The organism is Piezobacter thermophilus (assembly GCF_055386745.1).
In genome coordinates, this window is the sequence record NZ_AP042380.1 from 2287031 (window position 1) to 2302828 (window position 15798).

The window sequence follows — 15798 nt, forward strand, 5'->3', positions numbered from 1 at the left end:
CTCACCTCCTGGCGCGGCGCAGGGTGGCGGCGCCGCGTCCGTTGGTTTCAGGTTGATAGGTATCGCATTGCGCGCGCCCCCTGTCGTCCAGCCGGCAGGTGATCTCGCGCCGGAAGATCGAGGAATCGTTGTCGCATCGCAGATCCCCCGGTTCGCTCATCAGGAGCCGCCCGTTGCCCGGCATCCGCCCGGAAAGGCGGCCCTTGCAGACCACCCCGGTGGTCGAGCGCATCTCCTCGGTTCCGCGGCCGTTGCGGTCGAAGCAGATGCGCCAATACCGGAACCGGGTGATCTCGCCGGTGCGGATTTCGCGTACCGCGTAGTCGGAGGACAGAAGCCAGCACCCTTCCATGACCGAAATGTCCTTCCTGTCGAAGGCATCGGGGGCCAGCCCGCTGGGCGTGGGCGGCGCGGGGGGCGGAGCCTTCGGCCTTGGCGGGGACGGCGGCGGGGGCGGAGGCGGCGGGGCCATCGCCCGGCAGGCGATCAGGCCGAGATCGCTCTCCAGCGCCGCGATGCGCGCGCGCAGCTCACTGGTCCGGCGCTCCTCCTCCGCCAGCGGCTCCCGCTCGGGCGGCATCGCGTCGGCTTCGCAGAAACTCAGCACCGTTCCGCTCAGCGGCAGGCGAACGCCGCACGATTGCAGCAGCAGCCAGGCGGAGACCGCCGCAACAAGCACCACGAGCAGGACGAGAAGGGCAATCGCTGGTCGCATGTCACCTTTCTGGCCGGGCCGACCCGCCGGAAGACCCCGACGCCGGTCGGATCGGGGCGGGCCGGGTCGCCGCGGGCCCGACGGGAAGCGGACGGGGGCGGCGGGCCGTGACCGGTCCGCACGGGAACTGTCCTGCCAACCCTAAGACGGTCGGGGCCGGCCCTGCAAGGCCCGCAGGCGCGCAAGCACCCCTGCATGAACGGAAATTCGCCGATCCGCCCCCGCCCCGCCGGTCCCTGTCATTCGCGCCCCGGCCCTTGCGGCCGCGCCTGCCCACGGGCTATTGCGTGGGGACCAGATGTTCAGACCGGGAATTTTCCATGACCACCCAGAATGCAGCCCCCGATTTCGAAGACCGCCTGCTGTCGCTGAGCCTCGCGCGCGTGTCCGAGGCCGCCGCCGTAGCCTCGGCCGGGCTGGTCGGGCGCGGCGACGAGCGGGCCGCCGACCAGGCCGCCGTCAACGCCATGCGCGAGCAGCTCAACCTGCTCGACATCAGGGGCACGGTGGTCATCGGCGAAGGCGAACGCGACGAGGCGCCGATGCTGTTCATCGGCGAAGAGGTGGGCTCCGGCCAGGGGCCGGCGGTGGATATCGCGCTCGACCCGCTGGAGGGCACCACGCTGACCGCCAAGGACATGCCCGGCGCGCTGACGGTCATCGCCATCGGCCCCCGCGGCTCGATGCTGCATGCCCCGGACGTCTACATGGACAAGCTGGCCGTGGGCCCGGGCCATGCGCCGGACGTGGTGACGCTGGAGATGGCGCCGGCCGAGCGGGTCGAGGCGCTGGCAGCGGCGAAAGGCTGCCGGCCCGGCGATCTGACCGTGTGCATCCTCGAACGCCCCCGGCACGAGGCGATGATCGCCGAGGTGCGCGCCACCGGGGCGGCGATCCGGCTGATTACCGACGGCGACGTGGCCGGGGTGATGCATTGCGCCGAGCCTGAAACCACCGGCATCGACATGTACATGGGTTCGGGCGGCGCTCCCGAGGGGGTTCTGGCGGCGGCGGCGCTGAAGTGCATGGGCGGGCAGATCTTCGGCCGGCTTCTGTTTCGCAACGACGACGAACGCGCGCGCGCGGCCAGGGCGGGGATCACCGACCTCGACCGGGTCTATTCGCGCGACGAGATGGTGACCGCGGACGTGATCTTCGCCGCCACCGGCGTGACCGGGGGCACGCTTCTTCCCGGCGTCCGGCGCGGGCCCGGCTGGATCGAGACGACGACGCTGCTCATGCGGTCGAGCACCGGATCGGTGCGGCGGATGCAGTATCGCCGACGCGCGATCTGATCCCGCGCGGGCGGCTGCCGCCGGGGGCCTCCGGCGGGAGTATTTTCGGCAAGAGGAAGCAGGATCGGCGGTGAAACAGGGGAGCACGGGACGCGGTGGCATTTCTGGGGGTCGAACGGTCGCTGGCGGGGCGCAGGTGGATCGGGCCGTCGCTTGAACTCGAACGTGCGGCAGGCGCGATCGAGCAGCGTACCGGGCTGGCGCCGGCGCTGTGTCAGGTCCTGGCCCGCCAGGGCGTGCCGGCCGAGGAGGCCGAGGCTTACCTGTCGCCGCAACTGCGCGACCTGCTGCCCGATCCGCGCAGCCTGAAAGACATGGAAGCGGCCGCGGCGCGGTTCTGGGCGGCGGTGCAACGCGGTGAGCGCATCGCCATCTTTGCCGACTACGACGTGGACGGGGGCGCCTCGGCGGCGCTGTTGATCGACTGGCTGGGGCAGATGGGGCGAGAGGCGACGCTCTACGTTCCCGACCGGATCGAGGAAGGCTACGGCCCCAACGTTCCGGCCATGCGCGAGCTGGCCGCCGCGCATGACCTGATCGTGTGCGTCGATTGCGGAACGCTGTCGCATGAGCCGATCGCCGAGGCCGTGAAGGCGGCGGAGGTGATCGTTCTGGATCATCACCTGGGCGGCGAGACCCTGCCGCCGGCACTGGCCGTGGTGAACCCGAACCGCCAGGACGAGAGCGGCGAGCTGGGCTATCTGTGCGCGGCGGGGGTAGTGTTCCTGATGCTGGTGGAGTTGCGCCGGCACCTGCGGGCCGCGGGCCGTGGCAACGGGCCGGACTTGATGACGATGCTGGACCTGGTGGCGCTGGCCACGGTGGCCGACGTGGCGCCGCTGGTGGAGGTGAACCGGGCGCTTGTCCGACAGGGGCTGAAGGTAATGGCGCAGCGCCGCCGTCCCGGCCTGGTGGCGCTGGCGGACGTGGCGCGGATGAACAGCGCGCCCGGCACCTATCACCTGGGTTACCTGCTGGGGCCGCGGGTGAATGCCGGCGGGCGCGTGGGCCGGGCCGACCTGGGCGCGCGGCTTCTCGCCACCCGCTCGCGCGACGAGGCCGAGGCGCTGGCCGAACGCCTGGACCAGCTCAATTCCGAAAGACGGGCGATCGAGGACGCGGTGCGCGCGGCGGCGCTGGAACAGGCCGAGGCGCGCGGGCTTGACGCGCCGCTGGTCTGGGCGGCGGGCGAGGGCTGGCATCCCGGCGTGGTGGGCATCGTTGCCTCGCGCCTGAAGGAGGCCGCCGGCCGCCCGGCGGTGGTGATCGGGCTGGACGGGGACGAGGGCAAGGGCTCGGGCCGGTCGGTGAGCGGGATCGACCTTGGCGCCGCCATCCAGAAGCTGGCCGCCGAGGGGCTGCTGCTCAGGGGCGGCGGGCACCGGATGGCGGCCGGGCTGACCGTTGCCCGCGCGCGGCTGGACGAGGCGATGGCGCGGCTGGGGGAATTGCTGGCCCGGCAGGGCGCTGGCGCCATGGGGCCAGCCGATCTGCGCCTTGACGGGGTGCTGATGCCCGGCGCGGCGACGGTCGAGCTGATCGAACAGCTGGAACGGGCGGGCCCGTATGGGGCGGGCGCCCCGGCGCCGCGCTTTGCCCTGCCGGACATGGCCATTCGCCACGCCCGGCGCGTGGGCGAGACGCATCTGAAGCTGACCCTTTCGAACGGGGTGGCGGGGCGGCTGGACGCTATCGCCTTCGGCGCCTTCGACGGAGAGCTCGGCCCGGCGCTGGAGGCCCATGGCGGTGCGCGATTCCACTTTGCCGGGCGGCTGGAGATCAACGAATGGGGCGGCCGGCGCAAGGTCCAGCTGCGTCTTGAAGACGCCGCGCGCGCGTGAAGAAGGCCGGTCCCGCCGGACCCACGAAAGCGGCAGGAAAGACGCGAAAAATTTTCCCTGCCGCCGATTTTTTGTCTTGCGCCCCCCGGCGGGATTACTTAAAGACCCGCTCACACCGGATGGCCCGTTCGTCTATCGGTTAGGACGCCAGGTTTTCAACCTGGAAAGAGGGGTTCGATTCCCCTACGGGCTGCCACCAAACCTGCCTGCACATTGGTTTCATTGGCTTTTTCCCCTCTCTTGCCCAACCGGGTCTGTGTGGTTGGACAAATTTCAGTATGGTTGACGCCTTCAAGCTTCGCAAGGCCACTATCGGCCAGGCGTGCCCGATCTGCCTTTTTCGTGTAGGTTTGCCCCTCCTTGTTCGTTGCATGCGCCAGGAAAGCGCGGATTTCGTCAGGCGTGCCACCGGCATTGGCCAGCCGCGTAGCACCTGCCTTACGCAACCCGTGGGCGCTCCCTGGCACGCCAGCTGCGTTGCACTGATCCCGAAACCAGTTTCCCAAGGTTTCCGGCTTGTAAGGCTTGCCACCGCTGTGAGTGAGAAACAGCCCTTCTTGTTTTGTCAGGTGGGCCAATTCCTCTGCCAAATCGGACAGGATCGGCAGATTGGCCTCAACGCCTGTTTTACCGCGCCGGTAGCTGATCCGGTCGCCATCCACATTTTGCCATCCCATCGCGGCCGCATCTTGCCGTGAAGCACCAGTGCACAGGAATAGGGCCAACGCCAGACGGGCCTTTGATCCCGCCGGGTGGTGCACCTTGAAACGGGTAATCTCGCCTTCAGTCCAAACGTGATAGCCATCTGGATTTTCTTTGCGCTTTTCCGCGTATCGAGCGGGATTGAACGTCACGCCATACCCGCGCCGAATCGCAAAATTCAACAGCAGTGACAGGTTCTTGCGCACTTTATTGGCCGCTGCGGGGCCATCCTTGCGATTCATGATCGCTTCGATATGGCGAATTTCCAAGCGCGCGAATGGCAATTTCCCTGCCTGGTCAAGCAGCCAGTCCAGTTCCTTGCGCAGGACGCGGCGCGACACCTCGGAGCGGTCACGGTATTTTGCCGATCGCAGGTATTGCTCCACCAGCCAATGAAGCGTGCCGGGTTGCGGCGCATTGGCAACAGGGGTCTTTGCCCCTTGCCGCGCTCGCTCATAGGCCGCCCGAAATTCGGCCGACGCATATTCACCCGGCAGATAGCAGGAATACCCCTTGCGCCGGTAGCGCCAACGCACCTTTCCATGGCGATCAACGGCGCGGGTCACACCCGGAAATGGATTTCGACGGCGGGTCATTTCAGTAGCACGTCACACGGGTTGTCTGATGCACCAGCATCGTCGGCCGCCTCGATAACTACTTTGCCATCCGGGTGGATAACCACGCGCGGCCGTTCATATCCTGCGGCTTGCGCCGCTTTGAGATACCTTGTCAGATCGGATTGTTTCACCGTCGCGCGGGGATATGCCATCGCTCTCAATCCCTAAATTGCCAAGCCGCTCAAAATCCGAAAACCGATCGGAACCATTTGAAAAACAGTGCCCAATGCGATTGCGATAAGCCCGCGCTTTGCCCATTTTGAGGCAGATAAGAGGTTCTGCACCATCGGGTTTTTCAATTGCCCCTCAAAGTCTTTCGAAACAATGCGAGGCACACCAACCCGAACGGCATCTTCCGGGCGCAAGATGACTGCTCGTGCTGCGACGATAGCGCCAATAACGGTCAACGTTAGACCAATCAAGGTGAACCAATCGGCGGCCAAGTCAGACATTTTTCATTTCTCCACTTTTGGGATGTTCGTCACCCAACTCAATAAAGTTCAGGGGCTGAATATAGGTTTCGCCACCGGGAACCGGCGGCAAGTTCTCCAGGCGCCGGATTTCGTTCACCGACAGAAAACCGGCCTCTCGGCCGACGCGATAGGCATCATAACGGGCGCCCAGATCGCCGCGCAGCAAGGCGCCCATGTCGTGCTCGATGAAATGCCGCCGCCGGCCCTCGGCAGTCAGCAGGGCCGCATTCATTGCCTGTTCGATCCGGCGGGCCATCGGAGCCAGGCAGCGTGTCACCAAGGCGCGGGTTTCGCCTTCAACGTTGCTGTATGTGGCATTGTCCACGATGCCAACGGCCGTGGGTGGTACATTGAATACCCGTGCAACGTCTAAGTTCGACAATTTGCGGCTTTCCAGGAATTCCGCGTCCTTCGATGAAAGCGATTGCGGGTGCCATTCGGCGCCGCCGTCGAGCACGATAACGCCCGAAGTGCTGGCCTGGCTTTCCAGGCGGGCGGCCAGCTTGTCTAGGGCCTCGTTCTTCTTGTCGCCGGGGATCGGCTGCGGAAACACCAGGGCGCCCTCGGCACGGAATGCCTTTGCCGCTTGCTTCTTGGCTTGTTCCTGTTGGGTAAGGGCCAAGCCAAAGGCTTCCCGCGCCAGCTGGATCGGGGACACGCCCAGCACCCCATCCGGGCCGATGCGATATCGCAGGTGCAGGATTTCATCCTGGATCATGACCCTGGTTTGCCCCCGATGATCCGCCACGCGATAGCGCAGGCGGCCGTTGTTGATTCGCTCAATGGATACCATCGCCGGTGGGACTCGGAACAAGCGGGCCACCTGGCCACGCCCGTTGGTCTCAATCACCGCATACGCATTGCCGTTCGTCAGAAGATCGGAAATCAACGCTTCGCGCGCCTCAAAGGGTTAGTGTCCGCGCACGTGGTGTAATTTCTGCACCTTCGACGGTGTAACCAGGGTGGCCATCGAGGTGTATGGTTGCGGTGGAGTTTCAGAGCTTCAACCACGAACCACACGGAGACCCCGATGACCAAGACGAATATGGACCTTTCCGAACTTTTGGCCAAGCAGGACGGTGGCGATTTTCTTCGCGCCGTTGCTGAGGCCGTGCTGCAGCTTCTGATGGAGGCCGATGTCGAGGGCCTGATCGGCGCCGGCAAGCATGAGCGCAACAGTGAACGCACGACGTGGCGCAACGGGTATCGAGAGCGCGCTCTCGATACCCGTTTGGGCCGGCTGAACCTCAAGGTGCCCAAGCTGCGGCAGGGCAGCTACTTCCCGGGCTTTCTGGAGCCGCGCAAGACATCCGAGAAGGCGTTGGTCGCAGTGATCCAGGAGGCATGGATCGGTGGCGTCTCGACCCGCCGCGTGGACGAACTGGCACAGGCGATGGGCCTGCACGGCATCTCCAAAAGCACGGTGTCGAAGCTGTGCAAGGACATTGACGAACGGGTCAACGAATTCCTGAACCGGCCGCTTACCGGTGAATGGCCCTATGTCTGGCTGGATGCCACCTATCTCAAGGTGCGCCAAGGCGGGCGCATTGTCTCTGTAGCGGCCATAATCGCCGTCGCCGCGAACACGGACGGACGCCGTGAAATCATTGGCCTGGGGCTGGGACCGTCGGAGGCAGAAACCTTCTGGATGGATTTTCTCCGCGGCCTCAAGGCCCGGGGGCTTGACGGGAGCAAGCTGGTCATCTCGGATGCCCACAGCGGCCTGCGCGCGGCCATCGGGCGGGTCTTCGACGCTACCTGGCAACGCTGCCGCGTCCACTGGATGCGCAACGCCCTGGCCCACGTCTCGCGCGGCCAGCACACCGTCGTCGCCGCCGCCATCCGCCAGGCCTTCGATCAACCCGACCGAAAGCAGGCCGGCGAGACATGGCGCCGCGTCGCCGACCAGCTACGCTCTCGCTGGCCCAAACTGGCCGAGCTGATGGACGAGAGCGAGCACGACGTGCTGGCCTACATGGCCTTCCCCCGCCAGCACCGCAAGAAACTGCACAGCACCAACCCGATTGAACGTTTGAACAAGGAGGTGAAGCGCAGGGCCGACGTCGTCGGGATCTTCCCCAACGAGGCCTCCATCACCCGCCTCATCGGCGCCGTCCTGTTCGAGCAGAACGACGAATGGCAGACCGCAAGCCGCTACATGCAGGTCGAGGCCTTCGCCCAGATCGACAACGAGGAGACCGACCCCATTCTCAGCATAACAACTCAGGCCGCATGATCATGACACGAGGCCACCCAAATTACACCACCTTGACGGACGTGACCCTCAAAGGCGGTCATGTTCGGGGCAAATTGATCGTGCAGCACCCGCTGTAACGGGTGGTCCTGGGCGCGTTCGCGGCTGCCATCATCACCACGCCGATAGACGTTCAGCGGGATCGCCGCCAGATTCTGACTGATAACAGTGATACAGGCCTGCGCCACGGCTAAGCCCGAGGCCTGGGCATTATCGACATAACCGGAAACGCCACTGCGCTGGCCCAGGAATTCGGCCAGACTCGGATCGGACAAGGTAGCGGTTGCTCGGGTTTCAACGCCCAGCAGGCGCTTCAAAATGCTCATTGCATCAACTCCCAAATGCGCAGGCGGCGGGCGGCCGCGGCGCGGATCGGTGTGAAATCGGAAAGCGCGCGGGCCTGGACCGTGGTGCCCTCGTAGGCTGGCCAGGCTGCCACCACCGAAATCTCGAACAGTTCGACCGCGTGCAGGGTTCGCGTGCCGCCAAGCACATCGTCGCGCGTGGTGGTAAAGCCGAATGACATGCCACCCAAATCCCCCCGTTCGGCCAGGGCCAGCACATCGCGCGCCGCCTGGGTGTCAGGCAGGTCCAGGTCAAAGACCAGCCCCTGGCTGTCCTCTGCCAGGCGCAGCGTGCCAGACCGGGTGCGCGCCAGAACCCGCGTTGGGTCGTGATCGACCAGGGCCAGGATATCCTGACGGGTAGCCAGAGTATCCGCAAAGGCACCTGGTGCGATGGTTTCGACCAAGCCGCCGCCGATAGAAGCGGCCGCACCGAAAAGGGCTGCGTATCCCTCCAGCCGCCGCCCCTTGGCCCGCAGTTCCGCGGGCTGAAATCTCTTTTCGATGCTCATATTCCCAGGCTCCGATAGGGCGCGATCAGCCGGGCCACGCCGAGGGGAAAGGCGTGCACCGGCTGATCGCTCACCGCCTCGCGGTGTTCGTAGAAATGGCCCACCAGCAACAGGATCGCGTGGTGGAGTGCTGGCGGAAGCGGATCAGCCGACACGTCCACGTCGATCGATTGAAGATGATCGGCGGCTGCATCAATCAGCCCCTGGATCAGCCCATCCTCCGCGTCGGTATCAACGCGAAGGTGGGTTTTCGCTTCCGCCAGCAGAACCATCAGTCAATCTCCGCGTAGCGGAAGGCTTCGGGGTGGCGAACCACCACATCAGCATCCAGGAAGGCGTGCAGAAGCGCGCCGCCCTTGCTGGCCACATCGGTGTGGTAAGGGTTCATCAACAGATCGACGCCCGACCAATAGCCCACGTAGAGGCTGGCCCACTCGCCATAGATCAGCGCGTTCTTGTCGCTGCCCACGCCGAGATCACCCGGCACCTGGGTGGATGCCTCGGCACGCTGGTTGTGGAACAGTTCGGCCAGCGGGATCACGCGGCCGGTGGTGTCCTTGGCTTTGCGCGCCACCGCCATGACGGCCGGGTTGGTCAGAAATGCCGTGGTGCCCGTCACATCGTCGGTTTCCAGTGCGGCAATCAGATCGGCCGTGACATCGCTGGAAAAGGCGCCACCCGTCACGCTGGTCACGTTTGCATCGGCAAGGATGCCGGTCGGCTCATTGGTGCCGCCGCCACGGATCGCAGCACCATCCAGCGCCTGGGCCAGCAAATAGCCCAGATCGGCGCGCAGGATCGGCTCCAGTGCCTGGTTCGATTGCAGCAGCATCCGCCGCGAAATCTCGTATTCGGCCGTCACCGTTTTCGGTCCCATCGATTTCTTGGCAAAGGTCGCATCGCTGCGCGCTGCCGCCGCGTTCTCGGCCACCCACCCGGCGGTGCCAGATGCGCTCAGGCGCGGTAAATCGATATTGCCCGACAGGCCGCGCAGGATGGTGGCGCCCATCGCCTCAACCTTGAGGGCCGGGCGGCGGCGGTCCGTCATGGCCGCCAGATCGGTGGACACCATGTTGCCGCCGGTTCCAGTGGACAGCAACGCGCGGGTTTCACCGCCCAGGATCACATCGGTCGGCACCATGACGCCGCGCACCTCGGCGCGATCCTTGGCCAGCTCCTGGTGCGCCTCGGCTTCCAGCCCGGTCAGAGTTCCAGCGCGGCTTTCCACCAGCGCCTTGGCCAGCGAATAGCCTGATAGATCGCCCTGGCGAAACGTGCGACCATTGATCGGTTCGGCGCGTTCTTCCAGGCGCTCGTATTCGGCCAGACGCTCCGCGTCGGCCAGCCGGGTATTGAGGTTTCGAATCTCGCTGTCGAGTGTATCGAAGCGGCTGCGTTCTTCGCCCGTCAGATCGCGGTTGGCAGCCGTAGCCGCTTCGTTGATTTGCCGCATTTCGGCAATTTTGGCCGCGCGGGCCTCTTTGATTTCCTGCGTTTTCATTCAGGTCTCCATCTTTGGGAATGTGCCGCCATCTCGGCGGGGTTGAGGTCCAGCGGGCCAGGCGAACCTGGCGCAGGGAAAATGCCGCTTCACAGCGGGGGTAGGTGACGCGGTGTCCGTGCCAGGTTGACACCCAATCCCCCTCGAACCTGGCACGGTTTGCTGGCACCACCGCGGTGCCTGGAGATACATCGAGGGGAAATCATATGTCTGGCGCAACGTCATTCGGTTCCGTCCAGATCATCATAGGCGTTGGGGATACCCAGGCGGGTCGGTTCCAATCCGTCCAGAAACTCCAGCAAGCCCAGGCCCGAAATCGTCACAGAGCGTTTGACGTGGCCCTGCCAATGCCCCGGCGCGCCATCCGACGCGAAAACGATTTGCCCTGCGCCGGGTGTCCGGTGGATTACCGCGGGCCAAGAGGTGATCACCTCGATTTCAGCGGCACGCTCATCTTCGCGAAGCTGGCGCACTTCTGCATCCAACTTGGCGGGATCGGCCCCGAGAAGGTTGGCCGAGGAAGTAAGAAAGCCGCCCACCGTCTGCTTGATGCTGGATGGGGCGCTTTCGGGCGCGCCGTCCAGCATGAGGCCCCAATACTTCCGGGTCAGCTTTGCGGTTTCTGCATACTTCGGTCGCAGGGCAACGGCCAAAACGAGCCGCATCAGCTGCGCGGCATTCACAGTAGCAATCGCCCGGCCGCGGCATTTCGGTAGCATCCCGGCATTGATCAACTGGCGCGCATACTGACTGACCGTCCGGTTTTCTTCGCCCAGAAAACCCGAAACTGCGTCCACCGCTTCTGAAACTGACACGTTCATTGCGTTCTCCTTATCTCAGCAAGAGCCGCGGATTGGCCTCGCTCAATTGCTGAAATCAAAGCTAGTCGGAGTTCCCCGCCAGGAACAAGCGAAGCCACAATATATTGTGCGAGTTTGCAAAAAATATTGCAAAAACAACAACATATTGCACACATAAACGGGATGTGCACGTTTATGTGTGCGGTGGCCTGCGTTCTCGACGGTTAGTAAGTTGTGCAAGCCTGGAGTTCCTCCACCTGTTCATTCAGCTTCTTGGACAGGAATTGCAGGATTTCCACATCCCGATCCGGGCGGCTCCAAGTATCGCGGGACAGTTCGTTGGCGATCAGCCTGGCCAGGCTGACGCAATCGCTTACCGCGTCGTCAATCGCGGCCTGGCGATCCTGTTCCATCAGTTGCTCGTTGGTTGGGCGCTTGTCACTTTTCATAGTTGTCTTCTTTTGGGTTTGGGTCGTGCGAGAAGTTTTAGGTGCCGTACAAGTGGCCGTTGAAATCAAGAAAGGGCACTCCTATATTTTCGACACCCTCATAAGTGGGGGAGCAAAGGAGGACCGTTTTGGTCGATTTTCTGGGCTCCCCGAACCTGAGATAGCAGGGCGGCATACTTGCTAAAGCGCTTCATATGGGGCGATTGGAGCAAGAGTTTTGTCAGTGTGCCGATGTGATGCCGCACTATCGGGCCGCGAACGGGAGTGGCTGTGCCATGACCTGTCCGCCGAAGGACTCCGGAAGGAACACCCAGAGGCCGACAGGAGGTTTCCCACCCAGCGGGCAAAACTTTAGGCGTTTCGTTGAGGCGCTTGGCGGAGTTGATGGGCCGCCCCAAACCACGGGGCGGTTCTCCCTGAGACGAAGTTTCAACGGTGCGGAACGTCGCGCTCCGGCTGGTCGGGGGAACCCGACCAGCCTTACTTTTCGGGTATCTGTAAATCCTGGTATTCATAGCAAACCAACCAGACACCCAGGCACCTCGGACACGGTTTCCCGGTCCATGCCGCCCAGGGCCATTGCCAGCGCCACCAGCCCATCGATCCGGCCGCTGCTCTTGTTCTTTGCCAGCTTGCGGTTGCCTGCCGGGTCTTGCTCAATCACCGCATTCGCCGCGCAGAATGTCAGGATCGGATTTCCCGCGTGGCGCAGCCGCCCCTCGGCCACCAGGCGCTCGACCTTATCGACCGCCGGAGCCATGTCCTTGAAACCCTGGCCGAACGGCTCCAGCGGTGGTGCCACGTTCATGCGCGCCAATTCGCGGCGCAAATCCTCTATGCGCCAGCGGTCATAGGCAATGCGCTGCATGTCGAATTGGTCGCAAGCATCCGCGATAGCCTCGGCCACGAATGACGGATCAACGGTGGCGCCAGGGATCAGGGTCAGGAAACCTTGCCGCGCCCAAACGTCATAGGGCACCCGATCCAGGTCTGATTTCTCCGCAATTCCCCGCTCGGGCAGGAAGAAGCGCGGGAAGATATCGAAGCCCCCCGCATCGTCAGGAAACACCATGACAAAGGCGGTCAGGTCGCGGGATTGCGACAGGTCCAAACCGGCCCAGCACTGGCGGCCGGAAAGCGCCGCAAAATCCACCGGCCCGGCGCAGTTGTCCCATTCACGTTTCGCCAGGAACCGCACATGCGCATCCACCCGCTGGTTCAGGATCAGGTTGCGAAAGCCCTGTTCGGCTGCGGGCATCCTTCGCGCCTGGGCAGCCTGGCGGCGCACGTCCTCCAGGGACCGGAAGTCACCCAGGGCCGGGTTGGCCTTTCGCCAGGTATCTTCACTCCAGGGATCATCGTCAGGCCCCGCGGTGTAGAACGTCAAATGGAAACTCGGGTCCATCACCTCACCCGAATTCACCCTCACCCCGTAGTCGATCAGCGTGGAAAGCGCCGCCGTGTCGCTGGCGGCCTGCGTGCTGATCACGCACATCAGCGGATTGTCGCGGGCGCCCATTGCCGTATCCAGCGCCTCATACAGATCACGCTTTGGCGCGGTCCCGAGTTCGTCATACACGACGAAGTTGGGAGAAAGGCCCTGTTTGGTGCTGGCATCTGCCGAAAGCGCCTGGAAGATCGACCCCTTGCCAGCGCCGTGCAGCACCTCGATGCGCTTGTGGAAATTGATGATGTTCACCCGGGCGCCGAGTTCCCGGTGTTCTTCCAGGATCGCCTTCATTTCCGCGAAGGTCTTGCCTGCCTGGGCCTTGTCATTCGCGGCGGCGTAAACCTCGCCGCGACCCTCAGCCTCTGGCCCCAGAAGGTGGGCCAAGGCCAACCCAGCGACAAGCTGGGTCTTGCCGTTCTTGCGGGCCATCGACAGCACGGCCGTGCGCACGGGGCGGTGTCCGTTCTGATCCTCTGCATACACCGCGCCCAGGAAATCCCGCTGCCAGGGCCGTATTTTCAGCTTTGTTCCAGCCAGCGACCCCTGGGTAATCGGCAAATCCTCCAGGAACGCCACCACACGATCCAGGCGGGACAGGCCGGGGGTTTCCCACGGCAAAGTGCTGCGCAGGGGCGCGGTTTCTTCCAGGCCAAAGCCCAGATCGCCCTGGCGGTTGTCCACGATCAACTTGGGCTTTGCGCCGTGCCCTCTCAGTCCCATTTCGCTTCCCTTCTTTCCGTTGTCCTAGCGGCCGGGCTGGGCAGTTCTTCCGGTAGATTGAAGCCTCCAGAACCGCCCAGCCCTTGGGTTGCTCCAGGCCAATTAAGTATTTGCGCGTGGGGGCGATTGGTTAAGCGCGCGTCCATCTCCCGTGATTGAAAGGCCCCCCGGTTCATCGCCACCACCCATCGTTGGGGTCGATAGGCTGGCCAGTTTCATCACAGCCCTTGAACCTGCGGCCCAAGGCATTGCCTCGGGTCTTGTCGTGCATGTGTGTCTTTTCACTATGGCAACTGGCGCAGAGCGATTGCAGCTGGTCCAGCGGTGGGAAGGGATCGCCGCCTTGGCTGATCGGTTTGATGTGGTCCACCGTGTTGGCCAGCACCGTCTTGCCGCGCCGCAAGCAGATCACGCAAAGCGAATGCTGATCCAGTTTGGCAGCGCGCAGCTTTCGCCAGGCTGTGGTGCAATAGGGCCAGCGGTTCATGGCAGCACCCATTTGCTGGCAAGCACCGCCGCAGCGGGCGCGTATTGGCTGTATTGCTGCAGCGCCAGCGAAAGCGATACGGCCGATGCGAGGCCGCGTATCAGTGTATCATTTTTCTGGGGGTCAACTCCTTTAGGAGTTGCCCCCAAATGATACGCCAGCGCAACCCCTGACTGGTTGCGGTGATGCGGGTATCTTTTCACCTGTTGCGCCATCAGCACACCCACCAGTGATCGCCGTAGGAGCGGGCGTAATTTTCGGCCAATAGCCATTCCTTGGCACGGCTGAACCGCATTCGCCCGCCGCCTGGTGCGTCAGGATCGATCAGGCCGTGGGTCTCACAGGCTTGCCGCCAGTGGTCTATGTGAACCACAGGTTTGTCGGGATAATCCGGGCCGCTGCGCTTTTGGCCGTGATCCCTCAATGCGTCCTGGAGCGCCTGGTGAGCAACTTGCTGGTTGCCCTTCAATGGTTTCCGCCTGTCCTTCTTTTCCGCTGGAGGCGGTTCGGTCGGGCAAACCGTGCAGGTAGTTACTGCATCACCGTCTGGATCAATACCCAAGTGCACCTCGGCCAGACTGTAATAGGCATCCCGCCCCATCCCGATATCGCGCTGTTTTCGGGACATGATGGATATGACGCCGCTTTCATCGTCGCGGGACAGTTCTATCTCGGTATCAATCGCAGCCCGCAGGGAAGAATGCCCACGCGCGCCAAGGGAAGCGTCCTTGCCGGTATGGTGAATCAACATGACGTGGGCGCCAGTCATGCGGGAAAGCGTGTCCACATTGCGGATCAGCAATCCCATATCCACGCTGGAGTTCTCATCCCCGGCGGCCATTACCCGCGCCAGGGTATCGATGATGATCAACCCCGGAACCTGGTTCGCATTCATCTCATTGTAGAGATGGGCAAGAACCTGGGCGTCAATCGCGTTTGCGTGGAAATCAAACGGATGCGTGATCCAATCGAATTCGGCCCCGCCAAGAGCGGCCACGCGGTTTTCGAAGGCTCGACCGCCCTCGGCAGCAGCATAGAGAACGGGGCGGCGGCGGGTCTTGCACCCGAACCACTCGGCGCCGGAAGCAACTGCCTGCGCGATATTGAGCGCCAGGAAGGTTTTGCCCACGTTTGACGGGCCATAGATCACGCTGGTGGCGCCACCCATCAGCCAGCCCTTGATCAGATAGTCGGGATCAAGGTTCGGGCGGGCATCGTTTGCGGAACGCACCTGGCCCTTGATGTGGGCCAAGCGATCCCGCACTACCTTGCTCATGGGCACCATGTCCGCCGGTCTATCGACCGGCTCGGCATTGGCAAACGCTTCCCGGATCGGGTCATTTTTCTTCGTCATGCCAAGCGTCCTGCAAACTCAGGATTGCGGCTTGCTGCGATGACAAAATGTCGGTTATTCTCCGTGGTGAGCGTTGAAAACAGGCGCTTTCCCTTGTGAACGCCGTGGCTGGCTCCAACAGCCGCGGCGTTTTCTTTTGGCCTTCGACGGTTGGACGCACGCCAAAATTCCGCTTTGTTTTCAATACCCCCACCCGACAAGGTTGGGCATTCTAACCCTTTGTTTTCATTTTGTTTGTTTGCGGCCCCTACGGGCTACCACCGGACCCGCCTGCACACAGGATT

At 63.5% G+C, this 15798-nt stretch carries 17 protein-coding genes, 1 tRNA gene and 1 pseudogene; 4 read left to right on the forward strand and 15 right to left on the reverse strand.

Annotation, left to right across the window (positions count from 1 at the left end):
* Position 1 precedes the first annotated feature (1 nt).
* Positions 2-715: a hypothetical protein gene (locus ACZ5CM_RS11045; protein WP_464638677.1), complete on the reverse strand. Its 714-nt coding sequence runs from the start codon at positions 713-715 to the stop codon at positions 2-4.
* Between the two features lie 320 nt (positions 716-1035).
* On the opposite strand from ACZ5CM_RS11045, the gene glpX reads away from it, so the two are divergent.
* From glpX to ACZ5CM_RS11060, 3 genes are all read left to right on the forward strand, one after another.
* Entirely contained in the window at positions 1036-2010 is a 975-nt protein-coding gene (gene glpX, locus ACZ5CM_RS11050; protein ID WP_464638679.1) for a class II fructose-bisphosphatase, read from the forward strand.
* Between the two features lie 95 nt (positions 2011-2105).
* On the forward strand, positions 2106-3851 hold the full coding sequence (recJ, locus tag ACZ5CM_RS11055; RefSeq protein WP_464638681.1) for a single-stranded-DNA-specific exonuclease RecJ: 1746 nt from the start codon (positions 2106-2108) through the stop codon (positions 3849-3851).
* A 121-nt stretch (positions 3852-3972) separates the two neighbouring features.
* Positions 3973-4047 (forward strand) — tRNA-Glu (locus ACZ5CM_RS11060).
* Here the strand turns inward: ACZ5CM_RS11060 and ACZ5CM_RS11065 are convergent.
* From ACZ5CM_RS11065 to ACZ5CM_RS11080, 4 genes and pseudogenes are all read right to left on the reverse strand, one after another.
* Positions 4007-5149 (reverse strand): tyrosine-type recombinase/integrase, encoded by a 1143-nt coding sequence (locus ACZ5CM_RS11065; RefSeq protein WP_464642586.1) that lies wholly within the window; start codon positions 5147-5149, stop codon positions 4007-4009. The genes ACZ5CM_RS11060 and ACZ5CM_RS11065 overlap by 41 nt on opposite strands.
* Positions 5146-5322 carry a hypothetical protein gene (locus ACZ5CM_RS11070; protein ID WP_464638683.1) on the reverse strand — a complete coding sequence of 59 codons (177 nt, stop codon included), beginning with the start codon at positions 5320-5322 and terminating at the stop codon, positions 5146-5148. Before ACZ5CM_RS11070 ends, ACZ5CM_RS11065 begins: the two co-directional genes overlap by 4 nt.
* Before the next feature lie 12 nt (positions 5323-5334).
* Entirely contained in the window at positions 5335-5622 is a 288-nt protein-coding gene (locus ACZ5CM_RS11075; RefSeq protein WP_464638685.1) for a hypothetical protein, read from the reverse strand.
* A pseudogene (locus ACZ5CM_RS11080) lies at positions 5615-6538 on the reverse strand (phage portal protein); the annotation flags it as partial. The gene ACZ5CM_RS11075 and the pseudogene ACZ5CM_RS11080, both read right to left, overlap by 8 nt.
* 135 nt (positions 6539-6673) lie before the next feature.
* Between ACZ5CM_RS11080 and ACZ5CM_RS11085 the strand changes: the two are divergent.
* Positions 6674-7879, forward strand: coding sequence for an IS256 family transposase (locus ACZ5CM_RS11085; protein ID WP_464637579.1), 1206 nt, complete (start codon positions 6674-6676; stop codon positions 7877-7879).
* On the opposite strand, the gene ACZ5CM_RS11090 is transcribed toward ACZ5CM_RS11085, so the two are convergent.
* From ACZ5CM_RS11090 to ACZ5CM_RS11135, 10 genes are all read right to left on the reverse strand, one after another.
* Positions 7867-8223: a phage portal protein gene (locus tag ACZ5CM_RS11090; protein WP_464638687.1), complete on the reverse strand. Its 357-nt coding sequence runs from the start codon at positions 8221-8223 to the stop codon at positions 7867-7869. The genes ACZ5CM_RS11085 and ACZ5CM_RS11090 overlap by 13 nt on opposite strands.
* A complete protein-coding gene (locus tag ACZ5CM_RS11095) occupies positions 8220-8753 on the reverse strand; it encodes an HK97 family phage prohead protease (protein WP_464638689.1) in 534 nt (177 codons plus the stop codon). Before ACZ5CM_RS11095 ends, ACZ5CM_RS11090 begins: the two co-directional genes overlap by 4 nt.
* On the reverse strand, positions 8750-9025 hold the full coding sequence (locus ACZ5CM_RS11100; RefSeq protein WP_464638705.1) for a head-tail connector protein: 276 nt from the start codon (positions 9023-9025) through the stop codon (positions 8750-8752). The genes ACZ5CM_RS11095 and ACZ5CM_RS11100 overlap by 4 nt, the downstream gene beginning before the upstream one ends.
* On the reverse strand, positions 9025-10254 hold the full coding sequence (locus tag ACZ5CM_RS11105) for a phage major capsid protein (protein ID WP_464638714.1): 1230 nt from the start codon (positions 10252-10254) through the stop codon (positions 9025-9027). The genes ACZ5CM_RS11100 and ACZ5CM_RS11105 overlap by 1 nt, the downstream gene beginning before the upstream one ends.
* Before the next feature lie 221 nt (positions 10255-10475).
* Entirely contained in the window at positions 10476-11075 is a 600-nt protein-coding gene (locus tag ACZ5CM_RS11110) for a hypothetical protein (protein ID WP_464638716.1), read from the reverse strand.
* A 203-nt stretch (positions 11076-11278) separates the two neighbouring features.
* Positions 11279-11467, reverse strand: coding sequence for a hypothetical protein (locus ACZ5CM_RS11115; protein ID WP_464638718.1), 189 nt, complete (start codon positions 11465-11467; stop codon positions 11279-11281).
* 547 nt (positions 11468-12014) lie between these two features.
* Positions 12015-13673, reverse strand: coding sequence for a terminase large subunit (locus ACZ5CM_RS11120; protein ID WP_464638720.1), 1659 nt, complete (start codon positions 13671-13673; stop codon positions 12015-12017).
* Positions 13674-13845: 172 nt separating this feature from the next.
* Entirely contained in the window at positions 13846-14160 is a 315-nt protein-coding gene (locus ACZ5CM_RS11125; RefSeq protein WP_464638722.1) for an HNH endonuclease, read from the reverse strand.
* A complete protein-coding gene (locus tag ACZ5CM_RS11130; protein ID WP_464638724.1) occupies positions 14157-14387 on the reverse strand; it encodes a hypothetical protein in 231 nt (76 codons plus the stop codon). The genes ACZ5CM_RS11125 and ACZ5CM_RS11130 overlap by 4 nt, the downstream gene beginning before the upstream one ends.
* Complete coding sequence (locus tag ACZ5CM_RS11135) at positions 14375-15514, reverse strand: AAA family ATPase (protein WP_464638726.1); 1140 nt, start codon at positions 15512-15514, stop codon at positions 14375-14377. The genes ACZ5CM_RS11130 and ACZ5CM_RS11135 overlap by 13 nt, the downstream gene beginning before the upstream one ends.
* Positions 15515-15798 lie beyond the last annotated feature (284 nt).

What these genes read in the sequence shown, in the direction of transcription:
- ACZ5CM_RS11135 (WP_464638726.1), bottom strand. Translation starts at nt 15,514, where the DNA reads ATGACGAAGAAAAATGACCCGATCCGGGAAGCGTTTGCCAATGCCGAG.
- ACZ5CM_RS11075 (WP_464638685.1), bottom strand. Translation starts at nt 5,622, where the DNA reads ATGTCTGACTTGGCCGCCGATTGGTTCACCTTGATTGGTCTAACGTTG.
- ACZ5CM_RS11110 (WP_464638716.1), bottom strand. Translation starts at nt 11,075, where the DNA reads ATGAACGTGTCAGTTTCAGAAGCGGTGGACGCAGTTTCGGGTTTTCTG.
- ACZ5CM_RS11095 (WP_464638689.1), bottom strand. Translation starts at nt 8,753, where the DNA reads ATGAGCATCGAAAAGAGATTTCAGCCCGCGGAACTGCGGGCCAAGGGG.
- ACZ5CM_RS11115 (WP_464638718.1), bottom strand. Translation starts at nt 11,467, where the DNA reads ATGGAACAGGATCGCCAGGCCGCGATTGACGACGCGGTAAGCGATTGC.
- ACZ5CM_RS11120 (WP_464638720.1), bottom strand. Translation starts at nt 13,673, where the DNA reads ATGGGACTGAGAGGGCACGGCGCAAAGCCCAAGTTGATCGTGGACAAC.
- ACZ5CM_RS11065 (WP_464642586.1), bottom strand. Translation starts at nt 5,149, where the DNA reads ATGACCCGCCGTCGAAATCCATTTCCGGGTGTGACCCGCGCCGTTGAT.
- ACZ5CM_RS11090 (WP_464638687.1), bottom strand. Translation starts at nt 8,223, where the DNA reads ATGAGCATTTTGAAGCGCCTGCTGGGCGTTGAAACCCGAGCAACCGCT.
- ACZ5CM_RS11125 (WP_464638722.1), bottom strand. Translation starts at nt 14,160, where the DNA reads ATGAACCGCTGGCCCTATTGCACCACAGCCTGGCGAAAGCTGCGCGCT.
- ACZ5CM_RS11105 (WP_464638714.1), bottom strand. Translation starts at nt 10,254, where the DNA reads ATGAAAACGCAGGAAATCAAAGAGGCCCGCGCGGCCAAAATTGCCGAA.
- ACZ5CM_RS11085 (WP_464637579.1), top strand. Translation starts at nt 6,674, where the DNA reads ATGACCAAGACGAATATGGACCTTTCCGAACTTTTGGCCAAGCAGGAC.
- glpX (WP_464638679.1), top strand. Translation starts at nt 1,036, where the DNA reads ATGACCACCCAGAATGCAGCCCCCGATTTCGAAGACCGCCTGCTGTCG.
- ACZ5CM_RS11070 (WP_464638683.1), bottom strand. Translation starts at nt 5,322, where the DNA reads ATGGCATATCCCCGCGCGACGGTGAAACAATCCGATCTGACAAGGTAT.
- ACZ5CM_RS11045 (WP_464638677.1), bottom strand. Translation starts at nt 715, where the DNA reads ATGCGACCAGCGATTGCCCTTCTCGTCCTGCTCGTGGTGCTTGTTGCG.
- ACZ5CM_RS11100 (WP_464638705.1), bottom strand. Translation starts at nt 9,025, where the DNA reads ATGGTTCTGCTGGCGGAAGCGAAAACCCACCTTCGCGTTGATACCGAC.